Source organism: Pseudomonas sp. MWU16-30317, assembly GCF_020515695.1.
Lineage (GTDB): Bacteria > Pseudomonadota > Gammaproteobacteria > Pseudomonadales > Pseudomonadaceae > Aquipseudomonas.
In genome coordinates this window covers 1-17,307 of sequence record NZ_JAIWJA010000003.1, presented here as the reverse complement: position 1 = coordinate 17,307, position 17,307 = coordinate 1, and the positions used below count along the sequence as shown (strand labels likewise).

General features: G+C 61.1%; 15 protein-coding genes. 2 read left to right on the top strand and 13 right to left on the bottom strand.

From position 1 onward, the window contains the following. Positions 1–25 precede the first annotated feature (25 nt). From LIX93_RS09205 to LIX93_RS09145, 13 genes are all read right to left on the bottom strand, one after another. Entirely contained in the window at positions 26–1,720 is a 1,695-nt protein-coding gene (locus tag LIX93_RS09205; RefSeq protein WP_226503728.1) for a Na/Pi cotransporter family protein, read from the bottom strand. Between the two features lie 206 nt (positions 1,721–1,926). Continuing rightward, positions 1,927–2,658, bottom strand: a complete 732-nt coding sequence (locus LIX93_RS09200; RefSeq protein WP_226503727.1) for a TerC family protein — start codon at positions 2,656–2,658, stop codon at positions 1,927–1,929. A gap of 90 nt (positions 2,659–2,748) precedes the next feature. Next, positions 2,749–4,056 (bottom strand): CitMHS family transporter, encoded by a 1,308-nt coding sequence (locus LIX93_RS09195; RefSeq protein ID WP_226503726.1) that lies wholly within the window; start codon positions 4,054–4,056, stop codon positions 2,749–2,751. Positions 4,057–4,332: 276 nt separating this feature from the next. Beyond that, a complete protein-coding gene (locus LIX93_RS09190; protein ID WP_226503725.1) occupies positions 4,333–6,291 on the bottom strand; it encodes a DUF4105 domain-containing protein in 1,959 nt (652 codons plus the stop codon). After that, entirely contained in the window at positions 6,288–6,608 is a 321-nt protein-coding gene (locus LIX93_RS09185) for a DUF2388 domain-containing protein (RefSeq protein WP_226503724.1), read from the bottom strand. The genes LIX93_RS09190 and LIX93_RS09185 overlap by 4 nt, the downstream gene beginning before the upstream one ends. 33 nt (positions 6,609–6,641) lie before the next feature. After that, complete coding sequence (locus LIX93_RS09180; RefSeq protein WP_226503723.1) at positions 6,642–6,935, bottom strand: DUF2388 domain-containing protein; 294 nt, start codon at positions 6,933–6,935, stop codon at positions 6,642–6,644. A gap of 133 nt (positions 6,936–7,068) precedes the next feature. Further along, positions 7,069–7,386 carry a DUF2388 domain-containing protein gene (locus LIX93_RS09175; RefSeq protein WP_226503722.1) on the bottom strand — a complete coding sequence of 106 codons (318 nt, stop codon included), beginning with the start codon at positions 7,384–7,386 and terminating at the stop codon, positions 7,069–7,071. 386 nt (positions 7,387–7,772) lie between these two features. Further along, the gene (locus tag LIX93_RS09170; protein ID WP_226503721.1) at positions 7,773–7,988 is read right to left on the bottom strand and encodes a DUF1127 domain-containing protein; all 216 of its coding nucleotides are present in this window, start codon (positions 7,986–7,988) and stop codon (positions 7,773–7,775) included. Positions 7,989–8,307: 319 nt separating this feature from the next. Then, complete coding sequence (locus tag LIX93_RS09165) at positions 8,308–9,801, bottom strand: acetyl-CoA hydrolase/transferase family protein (RefSeq protein ID WP_226503720.1); 1,494 nt, start codon at positions 9,799–9,801, stop codon at positions 8,308–8,310. Between the two features lie 277 nt (positions 9,802–10,078). Further along, positions 10,079–11,512, bottom strand: a complete 1,434-nt coding sequence (locus LIX93_RS09160) for an NAD(P)(+) transhydrogenase (Re/Si-specific) subunit beta (protein ID WP_226503719.1) — start codon at positions 11,510–11,512, stop codon at positions 10,079–10,081. Continuing rightward, the gene (locus tag LIX93_RS09155) at positions 11,509–11,835 is read right to left on the bottom strand and encodes an NAD(P) transhydrogenase subunit alpha (RefSeq protein ID WP_226503718.1); all 327 of its coding nucleotides are present in this window, start codon (positions 11,833–11,835) and stop codon (positions 11,509–11,511) included. The genes LIX93_RS09160 and LIX93_RS09155 overlap by 4 nt, the downstream gene beginning before the upstream one ends. An 11-nt stretch (positions 11,836–11,846) precedes the next feature. Then, positions 11,847–12,968 (bottom strand): Re/Si-specific NAD(P)(+) transhydrogenase subunit alpha, encoded by a 1,122-nt coding sequence (locus LIX93_RS09150; protein ID WP_226503717.1) that lies wholly within the window; start codon positions 12,966–12,968, stop codon positions 11,847–11,849. Between the two features lie 427 nt (positions 12,969–13,395). After that, complete coding sequence (locus LIX93_RS09145; protein ID WP_226503716.1) at positions 13,396–14,301, bottom strand: LysR family transcriptional regulator; 906 nt, start codon at positions 14,299–14,301, stop codon at positions 13,396–13,398. Between the two features lie 152 nt (positions 14,302–14,453). On the opposite strand from LIX93_RS09145, the gene LIX93_RS09140 reads away from it, so the two are divergent. Next, entirely contained in the window at positions 14,454–15,635 is a 1,182-nt protein-coding gene (locus tag LIX93_RS09140) for an acyl-CoA dehydrogenase (protein WP_226503715.1), read from the top strand. A 14-nt stretch (positions 15,636–15,649) separates the two neighbouring features. Then, positions 15,650–16,870 (top strand): CaiB/BaiF CoA-transferase family protein, encoded by a 1,221-nt coding sequence (locus tag LIX93_RS09135; protein WP_226503714.1) that lies wholly within the window; start codon positions 15,650–15,652, stop codon positions 16,868–16,870. Positions 16,871–17,307 lie beyond the last annotated feature (437 nt).

The window sequence follows — 17,307 nt, the reverse complement described above, 5'->3', positions numbered from 1 at the left end:
GTGCTTTTTATTCAGACGCCATCGTTCAGGTCGCTTCGCGGGCCTCGATGCTGGCTTCAGTGGCCGCTTCGACGGCCTCCTCGACTTCGCTCTCGGACATCAGCGAACCGGTTTCCGAGGTGCCGAGCACCGCATAGGCGCTGCTGCAGAATAGCGAGTTGAGGCGCTTCATGTCGGCGATCAGCTCCAGGTGCAGCGAACTAGTCTCGATGCTCTGCACCACTTTGCGCTGCAGGCGGCTGACATGGGAGTGCGCCAGGCGCCTTTCCTGCGCGCGGAAGCGGCGTTTTTCCCGCAACAACTGGCGGGCGCTTTCTGGGTCGCTGGTTAGGAACACCGTCAGGCCCAAGCGCAGGTTGGCGATCAACTGGTTGTGCAGGCCGGTGAGCTCTTCGAGGCCGACATCGGAGAACGAGCGGCGCTGCGAGGTCTTTTGCTGCTGCACTTTGCGCAGCATGCGTTCGATCAGGTCGGCGCTGAGCTTGAGGTTGAGGGTCAGTTCGATGATTTCGGCCCAGCGCCGGCTGTCGAGCTCGCCGAGGTCTTCACGGGGCATTTGCGCCAGATACAGCTTGATCGCCACGTACAACGCCTCAGCGTCATCGCCCAGGGTGCGGACTTCCTGGGTCACGGCGGTCTGGGTGCCGCGCAACACGTTGAGCATCGCCGCCAGCATGCTGTCGATCAGGTCGCCCATGCGCAGGGTTTCGCGCACGGCGTTGGCCATGGCCAGGCTGGGCGTGTCCAGGGCGGCGGGATCGAGGTGACGCGGCTTGCTCTGGCCATTGGCTTCGGCGCGCTTGGGCAGGATGTTGGCGCAGAGCTTGGCCATCGGCCCGACCGTGGGCAGCATGATCAGGCAGCGGATGGAGTTGTAGAGCACATGGAAGCTGATCACCATGGTCTGCGCATCGTAATTGAGGCTGTCCATCCAGTGCACCAGCGGGCTCAGCACCGGGATGATCAGCAGCAGGCCGATCAGCTTGTACAGCAGGCTGCCCAGCGCGACCTGGCGGCCAGCGGTGTTCTGCATGTTGGTGGAGATGAATGCCAGCAGACCGCTGCCGATGTTGGCCCCGATCACCAGGCCGATGGCCACCGGCAGGCTGATCACCCCGGATTCGGCCAGCGTCGCGGTCAACAGCACCGCGGCCAGGCTGGAATAGGAGATCATCGCGAACAGCGCGCCGATCAAGGCGTCGAGCAGAATATCGCCGGTCAGCGAGGCAAACAGGACCTTTACGCCCTGAGCGTGGGTAATCGGGCCTGCGGCTTCGACGATCAGCTGCAAGGCCAGGATGATCAGCCCCAGGCCGATACCGACCCGGCCAAGCTGCCCGAGCGGCGTCTGCTTGCGCGACAGAAAGAAGATCACGCCGAGGAATATCAGCAGCGGCGAGAGCCAGGACAGGTCGAACGTCAGGACCCGCGACATGATCGCGGTACCGACATCGGCGCCAAGCATGATCGCCAGCGCCGGGGTGAGCGCCATCAGGCCTTGGCCGACGAAGGAGGTGGTCAGCATAGCCGTGGCGTTGCTGCTTTGCACCACGGCGGTGACCAGTATCCCGGCGATGAAGGCCAGTGGCCGCTTGGACATGTTCTGGCTGAGCAGGCGGCGCAAGGCCGTCCCGTAGACCCGCAGGATGCCGGTACGAACGATATGCGTGCCCCAGATGAGCAACGCGACTGCAGAAAGTAGATTGAGCAGGGTCAGCATTGACGACGGCCCCCTGTTGACTGCCCGTTAAGGGCTGATTCGAATAGACACCCGGTTAAGCTTTAGTCCGCTTCCAGGCCGTGCGCCAGCATGGCACAGCGAATGAGATCTTTGAAACAAAACTGTCATATTTTTCATGGTCCTGCGGTTGACACAACCCCTGCGGGAGCGAGCACGGCCCGTTCCACAGGGGTGGGCGGCGGCGCTTACTCCGCCTTTTTCTTCTTCGCGTGGCTGGTGCGCATCTTGATGTTGATCGCTTCGACTGCCAGCGAGAATGCCATCGCGAAATAAACGTAGCCTTTGGGCACGTGGATATCGAACGATTCGGCAATCAGCACGGTTCCGACCACCATCAGGAAGGAAAGTGCCAGCATTTTAAGCGATGGATGTTTGTCGATGAAGTCACTGATGACCCCCGCGCACAGCATCATCACCAATACCGCGACCACGATGGCGGCGATCATCACCGGCACATGGGACACCATGCCGACTGCAGTGATCACTGAGTCGAGGGAGAAGACGATGTCGATGATCGCGATCTGCACGATGGTATAGAGGAAGTTGCCGCCCTTGCCGCCTGGCGTGCCGTCGCCCTCCTCTTCGCCTTCCATGCCTTGGTAGATCTCCTGGGAGCTCTTCCAGATCAGGAACAGGCCACCGAAGAACAGGATCAGGTCACGTCCGGATATCCCCTGCCCGAACACCACGAACAGGTCGGCGGTCAGGCGCATGACCCAGGTGATCGACAGCAGCAAAAGGATCCGCGTCACCATGGCCAGCGCCAGCCCGAACAGGCGCGTGCGCTTTTGCATGTGCTTGGGCATGCGGCTGACCAGGATCGAGATCATGATGATGTTGTCGATCCCGAGGACGATCTCGAGGGCGGTCAGGGTAAAGAAGGCAACCCAGATTTCCGGGTTGGTCAGCCATTCCATGTCGTTTCCTTTGTAGTGAGGGGGCTTGCCCCCGACGGGCTGAAACGGGCACCGCGCGCAGTGCCCGTTACAGCACTGGGTAAATGATAGTTATAGACTGCCGACGACCGGGAACACGCCCATCACCAGCGCGCCAAGCAAAATCACCAGGCACACCAGCACCGCCCATTTGAGGGTGAAGCGCTGATGATCGCCGAATTCGATGCCCGCCAATGCCACCAGCAGGTAGGTCGAGGGCACCAGTGGGCTGAGCAGATGCACCGGTTGGCCGACGATCGAGGCGCGCGCCATTTCTACCGGGCTGATGCCGTAATGCGCGGCAGCCTCGGCGAGTACCGGCAGCACGCCGTAGTAGAAGGCATCGTTGGACATGAAGAAAGTGAACGGCATGCTCACCAGCGCAGTAATCACCGCCAGGTAAGGCCCCAGGGCATCCGGAATCACTGCCAGCAGGCTTTTCGACATGGCGTCGACCATGCCTGTGCCCGAAAGGATGCCGGTGAAGATACCCGCCGCAAAAATCAGCCCGACCACCGCCAGCACGCTACCGGCATGGGCGGCGATGCGCTCTTTCTGATGATCCAGGTTCGGGTAGTTGACGATCATGGCGATGCTGAAGGCGATCATGAACAGCACCGGCAGCGGCAGCAGGCCTTTGATCAGCGCAACCATGAGCACCAGGGTGAGCAGGCCGTTGAACCAGATCAGCTTGGGCCGACGTGCATCGGGGAATTGCGACACACTGATTTCGCTGTGGTCGACTTCTTCGCCAGGCAGGTGCAGTTCGCCTAGGCGCGCGCGTTCACGCTTGCCGTAAAAGTATGCGATGGCCAGCAAGGCTATAACGCCGCAGGCCATGGCCGGAATCATCGGCACGAAGATGTCTGAAGGGTCGACGTGCAGCGCGCTGGCCGCACGGGCGGTCGGGCCACCCCAGGGGGTCATGTTCATGATCCCGCCCGCGAGGATGATCAGCCCGGCCATGATCCGTGGGCTCATCCCTATGCGGCTGTACAGCGGCAACAGGGCGGCGACGCAGATCATGTAGGTGGTCGCGCCGTCTCCATCCAGCGATACCACCAGCGCCAGCACGGCGGTGCCGACCGAGACTTTCAGCGGATCGCCCTTGACCAGCTTGAGGATCTTGCGCACCGCCGGGTCGAAGAGCCCGGAGTCGATCATCAGGGCGAAGTAGAGAATGGCGAACATCAGCATGACGCCGGTGGGCGCCAGTTTGGTGATGCCTTCGAGCATCATCGGGCCGATTTTCGGCCCGAAGCCACCGAACAGCGCGAACAGGATCGGGACGATGATCAGGGCGATCAGCGCGGACAGGCGCTTGGTCATGATCAGGAACATGAAGGCGATGACCATGGCAAAGCCAAGGAAAGTCAGCATAGGGATACTCCAGGCGTAGCGCGGCTAGGGAAGGACGAACCGGGACGGGGTCAGTACTGGGCGGCGGAGGCTGGGAGTATCGGAGGCGCAGCGAAGGCGGGAGTGCACGTCATACAGGATCACCAATTGTTGTTGTCATAGGGCTGCACGCGGGCGTGCGAACCAGCCGGTCTGTTGCCGGGGTTGAGGTGATGATAAGGGGTGAAGCTTTCAGGGAGCTTTCGAGGGCGAGAATTCAAGGCTTGCGCGCGAAAGGGGTCGGATCTGCAAACGCCGCTACAACTCCAACCCGCCAGCCGCTTTATGCAGCGCCCGCAGATGCTCGCCAATCTGTTTGAGGTTGTCCTCGTTGGCAGTGATCTCGGCCTGGCGCTCGGGGGTCAGCAGCTTGCGCACTTCCTTGTCGAGATCGACGCTCAGGCTCAACAGCTGCGCCTGGCGTTGCTTGCTCTCGGACTGCAGGCGTTGCATCTCCGGCCCTTGCGGCAAGCCGTAGCCGTCGGCGCCCAGCAACTCCGCCGGGCGGCTGAGGAATCCGCTGTTGGCGAGGATCTGCTGCAGGGTCTTGTTGGCGTTGTCCATGCCGCCGTTCTTGAGCTCGCGGGCGCCGAGGTACTTCTGCTTGACCTCATCCTGAGCCAGCAGCAATTGGCGGCGGTAGCTGGCCTGCTCGAGCAGCAGCAAGGCCGCGCTGGTGCGCAGGTCGGCCTTGGCGAACCAGGCGCGGCGGTCTGCGGCAGATTGCTCGAGCCAGCTTTCGACTGTGGTCTGGGGGATGTCGAGATGCTGTTTGAGCACCTTGAACATGGCAGCGTAGCGATCGCGGTAGGAGTCGAAGCGGTAGCCGCGGCGCAGCGCCTCCTTGGGGTCGTCGAGCACGCTGCCATCGGCCATGCCGCGGCCTTCAAGCACCTGCAGCAAGCCGTTGGGGACGATACTGTCGAGGTCGCCGAGCTTGGGGTTGCCGGTACCGCTGCGCAGCAGCTTGAGGTTCTCTACCGCGCAATTGTTGGAGACGAAATAGTAGTTGCCGTCGTAGCTCCAGTGCATCTCCGCCGCGTGGCGCACCAGCGATTCGATTTCGCTGCGGGTCAATTTGAGCGGCACCGAGGCCAGGCTGCGCAGTTCGGTCTTGGTGTATTCGTCGATCACTTGGGACAACGGCAGCACGAACAGCCGCGACGGGTACTGACCCATCAGCCCGCCCCAGGTGGACAGCTGCACGTCATTGACGAATGCCCGATAGGACAGCACCAGGCTTTGGTCCAGGTCGAGGCGGCAGTCCGGGCCGCGCGGCCGGCCTGGGGCGCAGATCACCAGGCGCAACATGCTGTGGCCCCAGCGGCTGACCCAGTTCTGATTGGCTTCGGCCAGCAGGTAGTCGACCTCGTAGACGCGCTCCGGATCAATGTGGCCCAGTGGCTCCTTGGCGAAGTCGCTGCCGGCGTTGAGGTACGGCAGGCTCTTCTCGCAGGCGTCCTGATGGGCAGGTGCCCAGCCGAAATGATCGCGCAGGTACTCGAACAGCGCCGGGCGGCGGCAGGCGTAACTCGGGTCGAGGAGGAAATACTCCATGTTGACCGCGATGAATTCCTTCGGGCTGCTGGCTTCGTACAGGTCCGGGCTGCGGGCGACCTGGTGATTCTGGATTTCCCGTTCGCCGCGACGGCCCACGTATTGCGGCCAGCCCGCCAGGTCGAGCAGACGTGGATCGTCGCTCAGCGTGAAGCGCCGGGCCGTTTCGCCACGGCACTCGCTGGGCAGGCCGACATCGCCGAGGCTGGCGTTGCGCCGCGCACAGCGGCTGAGCAACAAGCGCTGATCCGGTGCCCACAGGCGAGCGCGATCGTAGATATGGGTGAGTTCGTGCAATACCGTGGCCAGCAGTTCTGCGCGCACGGTGCCGTGGGGGCGGCCGGTCTGCTCGGTGGCGGCAGTGCCGTCGGTGAGGCTGGCCAGCTGGCGAATATTGAGGTCGAGGCTGGACACTGGCGAGGCCTGTCCGTAGGCGTCGTCAGGCATGTGGTCGGTCCAGCCGACCGTGATGCGTCGATCCAGGCGTTCGATAAAGCTCGGCGGCAGCGCATGCATGGCATCGTCGAGCAGGGTCTGGGTGGCCTGCACCTGTGCCGGTGTCAGGCCCTGAGTCTGAAGATCAAGCTGCAGGGCGGCGACGGCGGTATGACACGACAGCAAGAGGGTGCAGGCCGTCAGCCAGGCCCATAGGCGCCTCACAGCGCGAGGATGGCTTCGGCGAGGTCCTGGTCGCTGGCGTTGCGGGCTTCAGGCACGGCGTTGCGCACGGCCACAAAGGCGGCTTCGAGCTGGGCGCCACGGATGTCACCATTGCTGCCCACGTAGCTGGCGGCATCGTCCTTGGCTTCGCGGACGATTTTCGAGTCGCGGATCGAGGTGGTGGTATCGGAGGTGAAGTTAACACTGCGCCGCGAAGCATTGACGATGATGTTGCTGGTGGCGACGAGAGTGTGCGCTTGGGCCATGTCGGCCACGCACAGCAGGCCAAGAGTGACGGCGATCAGCGAGTTACGCATTGAGGTGCTCCGGATACAGATTTAAGAAAGTGGCTATTGGACGAGAATTGCCTGCGCCAGTTCAAGATCACTCGCATGAAGTTTTGCACTTCGTGTGCGCAGGTAGTCCAGGGCCGACTCCAATTGTACTCCGCGCATCGCGCCATTGGTGGCGACAAATGCGGCCGCATCGTCGCGGGCATGCAGGACGATCTTGCGATCGAAGGGCGCCGTGGTGACCTGGCTGGTGACATAGCCGGTCATGACCACACCCTGGGTCGTGGTGTCGAAGGCCATGGCCGAGGAGGTCCAGGCACAGAGCAGGCAGAGCGGGAGCAGATAACGCATGAGTCTCGGTATGTAGTGGAAGTCGATACAGGCTAGCGTAAGGCGGTGTTTGAGGGCCAGTGCCTGGCGGTATATGGCAAAACATTCATCTGGGGACGTCGGTCGAATCAACCGAAGTCCACCAGCGAAGCAATCAGATCGCCAGAATCGCCTGCGCCAATTGCGCATCGGTGGCTCGCAACTGTGGCTGTTCAGTACGGATATACGCCAGGGCGCTTTCCAGCCGCACACCACGGATATCACCTTGGGAGGCGACAAAGCTGGCGGCGTCTTCGCGGGCTTCGCGGACGATCTTCTTGTCGCGCAACGAAGAAGACAGGTCGGTGGTGGTATCGGACGACGCTTTGAGGCCGCGCACGATGGAGTCGGTGGTAACTACAAAGCTGGACGCGCTGGCCGCCAGGGGCAGGGCCAGCAGCAGGGCAGCGCCGAGCAGTCGGGAACGGAACATGGTGGTTCTCCTGGATCTATGGCGATATGAGAGCGAACTGCTGGGCAGCTCTGGCACAGTCCTATTAGAGCCGTTGCGGCATGGCAATACCAGTGCCGACTGCTGCGATGCCTCTAATCGGACTGGAAACGCGTGGCCTGTTCGGCCAATCCATTGGAGGTGAGCTGCGGTGGCACAGCTATTGAAGCATATAATTGTACTTGTAGTATTTGTGGATAATTAAAACTGTACTTGTCGTTAGCAAGTCAGCAGTCCGGACCGCAGGGCTTTCATACGAGACGCTTTTTTCAGCAGGCGAAAAAAAACCGCCTGCAGTTGCCTGCGGCGGTTTTTCGGAATTTGGGGTGCTGGGTAGGGACGCGCAGTCCTGGGCCAGCGGGTGTTGCTTAACGCCAGAAAGGCTTGCTCAGCTCTTCGGAACGTTGTGCTTCGCTGATACCGGCATCGGCCAGCAGGCGGGCATCCAGACGGGCCAATTGATGGCGGCTGGCGATACGGCGTTGCCACAGCATGAGGTTGGCGAGTACGCGCAACGGTGCAGAAGTCGAAGCGTTTGCAGTGCTGGATTTGAAGAGCAGGTCGGAACTTACGGTGCGTTCCATGGTGTACATCCTTCCGCTTGTGGCGGGATCAGTCAGTGGTTTGTCTGGGAGTAATGATCCTCCTGCGCAGGCTTTCTCCCAAGGCACAGTTCAACTGTATTGTGAGAGCTCAGTTAACTGTTTAACGAGACTGTTTTGATCGAAAATGAAGCAACTGTATCGGTCTGCACTGAAAAAGTGCCATGCAAGTGAATTTGACTGTTTTTTGATCGATAAACAGGGATAAAACATAGGTACAGTAGTACAGTTTTTGAATATTGGCCGGTCCGAAACCGGCGGACTGATACAGATGGGCACAATCAGTCCGCCAACTGTTCGATCAGCTTGCCAGCATCCGCCCGGTCTCCTCCAGATTGATGTGCCAGGCGAGTGCATCACGCAGGATATGCGGGGTATGGCCGCCCACCTCGCAGGCCTTGCTGAAGTAATCGTTGAGCGGCTGGCGGAAGTCCGGGTGCACACAGTTGTCGATGATCACCCGTGCGCGTTCCCGTGGCGCCAAGCCACGCAGATCGGCCAGACCCTGCTCGGTGACGAGAATATCGACGTCGTGCTCGGTGTGGTCGACGTGGCTGACCATGGGCACCACACTGGAGATGGCGCCGCCCTTGGCGATCGACTTGGTGACGAAGATCGCCAAGTGCGCATTGCGCGCGAAATCCCCCGAACCGCCGATGCCGTTCATCATCCGCGTACCGCACACATGGGTGGAGTTGACGTTGCCGTACAGATCGAACTCCAGCGCCGTGTTGATACCAATGATCCCCAGGCGGCGGATCACCTCCGGATGGTTTGAGATCTCCTGCGGGCGCAGCACCAGGCGTGACTTGTACCGGTTGAAGTCGGCGAACACTTCTTCGTGCTTGCGTGCCGACAGGGTCATGGAGCTGCCTGAGGCGAAGGCCAGCTTGCCCGCGTCGAATAGATCGAAGGTGGAGTCCTGCAGCACTTCGGAATACATGGTCATGTCGGTGAACGGCGAGTCGATCAGGCCGTGCATCACCGCGTTGGCGATGGTGCCTATCCCGGCCTGCAACGGCATCAGGCTGTTGGTCAGGCGGTTTTCACGAACTTCGTTCTTGAAGAATTCCACCAGGTGGCTGGCGATGGCCTTGGTCTCGTCGTCCGGTGGTAGCACCGTGGACGGCGAATCAGGCTGGTTGCTGATGACGATGCCGACGATTTTCGCCGGGTCGATCTGTACGGCGATGTTGCCGATGCGCGTGTCAGCGTTGAGCACCGGGATGGGCAGGCGCGTTGGGCGATAGCTGGGGATATAGATGTCGTGCAGGCCTTCGAGCTCCAGCGGCTGCGACAGGTTGATCTCGATGATCACCTGCTTGGCGAGGATGGCGAAACTGGCGGAGTTGCCCACTGAGGTGCTGAGCACCAGATGGCCCTCTTCAGTGATGGCGACGCATTCGATCACTGCCAGGTCGACGGCCTTGATCTGCCGATTGCGCAACTGCTCGACGGTGTCCGACAGGTGCTGGTCGATAAACATCACGGTGCCGTCGTTGATGGCCTTGCGCAAGGTGCTGTCGACCTGGAACGGCATGCGCCGGGCCAATACGCCGGCCTCGGTGAGCTGCTTGTCGAGGTCGTTGCCCAGACTGGCGCCGGTCATCAGGCTGATCTTCAGCGGTGTCACGCGGGCGCGCTCGGCCAGCGCGGTAGGCACGGCCTTGGCTTCACCGGCGCGGGTGAAGCCGCTCATGCCGACGGTCATGCCATCTTCTATAAGAGCAGCAGCTTGTGCCGCAGTCATCACCTTGCTGTGCAAGGAGTCCAGGCGGATACGATCACGGTGCATGATTATTATCTCGGGTTCACGGGGCAAAGTGCGCAGTCTATTGAAAGCCGGACTGTGTGGCGCCGCGACCATGGTCGAAGGTGGGGGCTCTATTACAGGGGTTTGCAGTAAAACACCGTTGCCGGGGATGTAAGAACCCGGCCATAGAAGCCGGGTTTCATCTGTGTCGGAGTCGTGTCCCTGTAGGAGCAAAGCTTGCTCGCGAAAGCGCCGGCGAGCGCACCGCATCAGCGTCTTCGCGGGCAAGCCTTGTCCTTCAGGAACAGTAGCGACGCTACTATTCGACTGCCTTGACCATATCTTCGATGACCTTTTTAGCGTCACCGAACACCATCATGGTCTTGTCCAAGTAGAACAGTTCGTTGTCCAGGCCGGCATAGCCGCTGGCCATCGAGCGCTTGTTGACGATGATGGTCTTGGCCTTGAAGGCTTCGAGGATCGGCATGCCGGCGATCGGCGACTTGGGATCGTTCTTCGCGGCCGGGTTGACCACGTCGTTGGCGCCCAGTACCAGCACCACGTCGGCCTGGCCGAACTCGGTGTTGATGTCGTCCATCTCGAACACCTGGTCGTAAGGCACTTCGGCCTCGGCCAGCAGGACGTTCATATGGCCAGGCATGCGCCCCGCCACCGGGTGGATCGCGTACTTCACGGTCACACCGGCGTGGGTCAGCTTCTCGGTCAGTTCCTTCAGGGCGTGCTGGGCGCGGGCGACGGCCAGGCCGTAACCCGGCACGATGATCACCGTGTCGGCGTTGGTCAGCAGAAAGGCGGCGTCGTCAGCCGAACCGGATTTCACCGGTCGTGCTTCCTTGGCGCCGGCAGGACCTGCATCTGCCACAGCGCCGAAACCACCGCCGATCACATTGAAGAACGAGCGGTTCATGGCCTTGCACATGATGTACGACAGAATCGCGCCCGATGAGCCCACCAGGGAGCCGGCGATGATCAGCATCGAGTTGTTCAGCGAGAAGCCGATACCGGCCGCCGCCCAGCCCGAGTAGCTGTTGAGCATCGAGACCACTACCGGCATGTCGGCACCACCGATCGGGATGATCAGCAGCACGCCCAGCACGAAGGCCAAAGCCAACATGATGCTGAAGGCCAGGTAGCTGCCGGTGAACATGAAGGTCAGGCCGAAGAACAGCGCGCCGAGGCCGATCACCAGGTTCAGCTTGTGCTGGCCGGGAAACTGTACCGGTGCGCCCTGGAACAGGCGGAACTTGTACTTGCCGGAGAGCTTGCCGAAAGCGATGACCGAACCCGAGAAGGTAATCGCGCCAATGGCCGCGCCAAGGAACAATTCCAGGCGGTTACCGGTAGGGATGGCATCACCCAGCTGCGCCACGATGCCCAGGGACTGCGGTTCGACCACCGCCGCAATGGCGATGAATACCGCGGCCAGGCCGATCATGCTGTGCATGAACGCGACCAGCTCGGGCATCTTGGTCATTTCGACGCGCTTGGCCATGATCGAGCCCACGGTACCGCCGACCAGCAGGCCGACGATGACGTAGCCGATGCCGGCGGTGGCGATCTCGCTGCCCAGCTTGTAGATCAGGCCGACCGTGGTCAGCACTGCCAAGGTCATGCCCAGCATGCCGAACAGGTTGCCGCGGCGCGACGTGGTCGGGTGCGACAAGCCTTTAAGGGCCTGGATGAAGCAGATCGAGGCGATCAGGTAAAGGATGGTTACCAGGTTCATGCTCATGGTTTGGCAGCCTCGTCCTTCACTTTAGGAGCTTTCTTCTTGAACATTTCCAGCATGCGGCGCGTCACCAGGAAGCCGCCGAACACGTTGACCGCGGCCAGGGCCACGGCCAGGGTGCCCATGGTCTTGCCCAGTGGCGTGACGGTCAGGGCGGCTGCGAGCATGGCGCCGACGATGACGATCGCGGAAATCGCGTTGGTCACCGCCATCAGTGGCGTGTGCAGCGCAGGGGTGACGTTCCAGACCACGTGGTAGCCGACGTAGATCGCCAGCACGAAGATGATCAGGTTGTAGACGCCGTGAGAAATCAGCATGTCTTCCATTATTGTTATCCTCAGCCGTTCTTGCGGATGATCGATCCGTCGCGGCACATCAGGCACGCGGCGACGATGTCGTCTTCGAGGTTGATGACAAGCTTGCCGTCCTTGTCGAACAGCAGCTTGGTGAAGTCCAGCAGGTTGCGCGCATACAGCGCCGAGGCATCGGCGCCGACCTGGGCTGGCAGGTTGGTCGGCCCGGCGATGGTCACGCCGTTGTGCACCACCACCTGGTCGGCCACGGTCAGCGGGCAGTTGCCGCCTTGCAGGGCCGCGAGGTCGATGACCACCGAGCCTGGCTTCATCTCGGCGACCGTCTCGGCGCTTAGCAGCGTCGGTGCGCGGCGGCCCGGGATCAGTGCGGTGGTAATCACGATGTCGGCCTGTTTGGCGCGCTCGTGCACGGCTTGCGCCTGGCGTTGCATCCAGCTGGCAGGCATCGGCCGCGCATAACCGCCGACGCCCACGGCGCATTCACGCTCCTCGTCAGTTTCGTACGGCACGTCGAGAAACTTCGCACCCAGGGATTCGATCTGTTCCTTCACCGCCGGACGCACGTCCGAGGCCTCGATCACCGCGCCCAGGCGCTTGGCCGTGGCGATGGCCTGCAGGCCGGCGACACCAGCACCCAGGATCAGCACGCGGGCAGCCTTCACGGTACCGGCGGCGGTCATCAGCATCGGCATGAAGCGTGGATAGTGATGGGCCGCCAGCAGCACGGCCTTGTAGCCGGCGATGTTGGCTTGCGACGACAACACGTCGAGGCTCTGCGCGCGTGAGGTCCGCGGGGCGGCCTCAAGGGCGAAGGCGGTAATACCGCGCTCTGCCATCTTGGCAATGATCTCGTTGTTGAACGGGTTGAGCATGCCCACCAGCACGGTGCCGGCCGGCATCAAGCTGAGCTCGTTGTCGTAGGGAGCATTGACCTTGAACACCAACTGCGCGGCAAACGCATCGGCGGCACTGCCGATGGTTGCGCCAGCGGCTTCATAAGCGCTGTCGGTAACGCTGGCAAGAATGCCGGCGCCGCTCTGGACGGTGACCTTGTGCCCTTGGCCGATCAATTTCTTGATGGTTTCCGGGGTGGCAGCCACGCGTGTCTCGCCCGTCTGTGTTTCGAGAGGAACACCAATGTGCACGTCGTTTCTCCGTGATCTTTTTAGAGTACCCAGCGCTACTTTTGTTATGAGACAGCAAGGTGGCAACTGGGGCGGCGGATCAGCACCAACCCGCCGCAAGTGGGCGGGGCGCGGCATTTTGCAGGGGTTACCGAGGCGCTTTCAACAGCATATGTAAGGGGGATAGATTATTACTACATATTTTCCTGTGGTGCATTGACGCACCGAAGAGGGTTTAACCCTTTAAATACGGGGGCTTCAGCCAATATAGAACGGGAGTAAATATTTTTGCAGCTTTGCCTTCAGTGCGGCAGAAAGTCGCGGTTTGATTCCCTGCAGGCCACGGGATACAAGGGCTGAGCGCGAGTTCGAGTTTGTTGGAGTACAGATGTCGTAATGGCGTCAAATAGTTATATCTGTAGGTGATTTCTGCATGCCACTACCTGGATTAGCCCTGATTCTGCGCGGTGTAACCGCGTGCTTCGGTGGTCAGCCAATTCTGAAATGCCTTTAGCGAAGCAGATTCGACTTTTCGCTCGGGAATCATCAAGTGATAAGCCTTGGTGCTGGTCAATGCATGGGCATTGCACACTGTAAGCCTGCCCTCCTCCAGTTCGCGGCGGATCAGGAACGGTGGGATCAGCGCCACGCCCATGTCATGCATGGCGGCCTGGGCCAGCATCGAGAACAGCTCATAGCGCGGACCGGTCATGTCGCGCGACACATTCATGCCCAGCGAGCCGAACCACTGGCGCCAGGCGTAAGGGCGCGTGCTTTGCTGCAGCAGCGGCATGCGCGCCAGGGTCTCGGCGTCGAGGCTCGGCTGATTGGCGATGGTGGCCGGGCTGCATACCGGCACGGGAGCTTCCATCATCAGCGCGTAGGCTTGGGTGCCGGACCACTCGCCATCGCCAAAATAGATGGCCGCATCGAAATCGGTATCGGCGAACAGAAACGGTCGCGTGCGGTTGGTGAGGTTGACGGTGATATCCGGGTGCAGCGCCTGAAAGTGCTTCAAACGTGGCAGCAGCCATTGAGTGCCGAAGGTCGGCACCACGGCAACTTCGATGACATTGCTACCCTGCTGGCCCATCACCGAGAGGGTATCGCGCTCGACGGCATCCAGCTGCGTAGCGACGCGGCGGCTGTAGGACAGCCCTGCCTCGGTCAGCTTGACGCCCCTGCGCGAGCGGCGGAACAGTTCGACGTTGAGGAATTCCTCAAGGCTGGCGATCTGGCGGCACACCGCTCCCTGAGTCAGGGACAGTTCCAGCGAGGCCTTGGTGAAGCTCTCGTGGCGTGCGGCGGCTTCGAAGCACACCAGTGCCGTGGTGCTGGGGATTTTACGGCGCATGTACCTATACCTCACTACAGCGTTGGCTGATTCGGCTTTATTAGCTTTATGGAGTGAGAAATTAGCACAACGCCATGCGGATTCCTCGTTTGCTCGTTGCGCCCGCCCCGCCTAGGCTCGACGCATGATTCCAACTGATCGAGGGTGCGTACATGGCTGGCAAGGCAAGCTTCAACTGGATCGACCCGCTGCTGCTTGACCAACAGCTCAGCGATGAAGAGCGCATGGTGCAGAGCAGTGCCGAGCAGTTCGCCAAGGAGAAGCTGGCGCCGCGCGTCCTCGAAGCCTTTCGGCACGAGAAGACCGACCCGGCGATCTTTCGCGAGATGGGCGAGGTCGGTCTGTTGGGGGCGACTATCCCTGAGCAATACGGTGGCAGCGGCCTCAACTATGTGTGCTATGGCTTGATCGCCCGTGAGGTGGAGCGAGTGGACTCCGGTTACCGCTCGATGATGAGTGTGCAGTCCTCCCTGGTGATGGTGCCGATCAACGAGTTCGGCACCGAGGCGCAAAAACAGAAGTACCTTCCCAGGCTGGCTTCGGGCGAATGGATTGGTTGCTTTGGCTTGACCGAGCCGGACCACGGCTCCGATCCCGGCAATATGGTCAGCCGGGCGCGCAAGGTCGACGGCGGTTATCGCCTGAGCGGCGCCAAGATGTGGATCACCAACAGCCCGATCGCCGATGTGTTCGTGGTCTGGGCCAAGGATGATGCGGGTGATATCCGCGGCTTCGTGCTGGAGAAAGGCTGGGCAGGCCTGAGTGCGCCTGCGATCCATGGCAAGGTGGGCTTGCGCGCCTCGATCACTGGCGAGATCGTCATGGACAATGTGTTTGTCCCTGAGGAAAACATCTTCCCGGATGTGCGTGGTCTCAAAGGGCCTTTTACCTGCCTCAACTCCGCCCGTTACGGGATTTCCTGGGGCGCGCTGGGTGCGGCCGAGTTCTGCTGGCACACGGCGCGCCAATACACCCTTGATCGCAAGCAATTCGGGCGGCCGTTGGCGGCCACCCAACTGATCCAGAAGAAACTCGCCGACATGCAGACCGAGATCACCCTCGCCTTGCAAGGCTGCCTGCGGCTGGGGCGCATGAAGGATGAAGGTACGGCCGCCGTGGAGATCACCTCGATCATGAAGCGCAACTCCTGCGGCAAGTCGCTGGAGATCGCCCGTATGGCGCGGGACATGCTCGGCGGCAACGGGATCAGCGACGAATTCGGTGTGGCCCGCCACTTGGTCAACCTTGAGGTGGTCAATACCTACGAGGGCACCCATGACGTCCATGCGCTGATTCTCGGGCGTGCGCAAACCGGCTTGCAGGCGTTCTATTAATAGAGGGGCACGTCATGGGCGCGCTATCGCATGTGCGGGTGCTGGATTTGTCCCGGGTACTGGCGGGGCCGTGGGCCGGGCAAATCCTCGCCGACCTGGGCGCCGATGTCATCAAGGTGGAGCGACCAGGCAAGGGTGATGATACCCGCGCCTGGGGGCCGCCCTTCCTCAAGGACGCCGGGGGCAGCGATACCAGCGAGGCGGCTTATTACCTGTCGGCCAATCGCAACAAGCAGTCGGTGACCATCGATTTCACGCGGCCCGAGGGTCAGCAGTTGGTGCGTGAGCTGGTGGCGCAGTCGGATATCGTGATCGAGAACTTCAAGGTCGGTGGGCTGGCGGCCTATGGGCTCGATTATGCGGCGCTGAAGGCAATCAATCCGCGGCTTATCTATTGTTCGATCACGGGCTTTGGTCAGACGGGGCCGTATGCGACGCGGGCGGGTTACGACTTCATGATTCAGGGCCTCGGTGGCTTGATGAGCCTGACCGGTCGATCCGAAGCGGAGGAAGGCGCCGGTCCGGTCAAGGTGGGTGTCGCGCTGACCGATATCCTTACCGGTTTGTACTCGGCTGTCGCGGTGCTCGCCGCCCTCGCCCATCGGGATCTGCAGGGCGTGGGGCAGCACATCGACATGGCCCTGCTGGATGTGCAGGTGGCGTGCCTGGCGAATCAGGCGATGAATTACCTGACCACGGGGACCGCACCTCGGCGGCTGGGCAATGCTCACCCCAATATCGTGCCCTATCAGGATTTTCCTACAGCCGATGGCGACTTCATTCTTACCGTAGGTAACGACAACCAGTTTCGCCGTTTCGCTGCGGTGGCCGGGCAGCCGCAGTGGGCGGACGATCTGCGGTTTGCCACCAACGCGGCGAGGGTGGCCAATCGGGCGCTGTTGATACCCTTGATACGCCAGGCGACGGTGTTCAAGACCACGGCCCAGTGGGTCGAGGTGCTCGAGCAGGCAGGCGTGCCATGCGGTCCGATCAATGATCTGGCCCAGGTGTTTGCTGATCCGCAGGTGTTGGCGCGGGAGTTGGCGATCAGTTTGCCCCATGCGTTGGCTGGATGCGTCCCTCAGGTAGCCAGCCCGCTGCGGTTGTCGGAGACGCCGGTGGAGTATCGCCGGGCGCCGCCGCTGCTGGGTGAGCATACCGAAGAGGTGCTGGCGCGATTATTGGGATTGTCCACGGCGCAGGTCGCACAGTTGCACGCGACCGGAGTGGTTTAGCGGTAGCTGCAAGCTTCAAACTGCTAGTAAGGCGGGCGCGAGGTGCTTTTGCCCTTTCTTGCAGCTTGAAGCGTGCAGCTTTCCACTCTTTCGAAAAAAGGGGTTGACGAGGGTTTCAATCTGTCTATAATTCGCCCCACTTCCGGCGCAGTCGGAACTTGAAACTCCTTGTTAATCAACGAGTTACAGGTTCAGGATGGCGAGGTAAGGTTTCGATCGGTTCTTAAATGAACGATTCGAAAGCGGTTAAAAAGGTGGTTGACAGCGGTTTGAAACGCTGTAGAATTCGCCTCCCGCTAACGAGAGATCGAAGCGAGTCAAGTGTTTGAAGTTGTTCAGGTTTCTAGCGAAACACTTCAAAATAAACGCTTGACAGGATGTGAGGCTAGCGTAGAATGCGCGCCTCGGTTGAGACGAAAGAATCAACCCACCGCTCT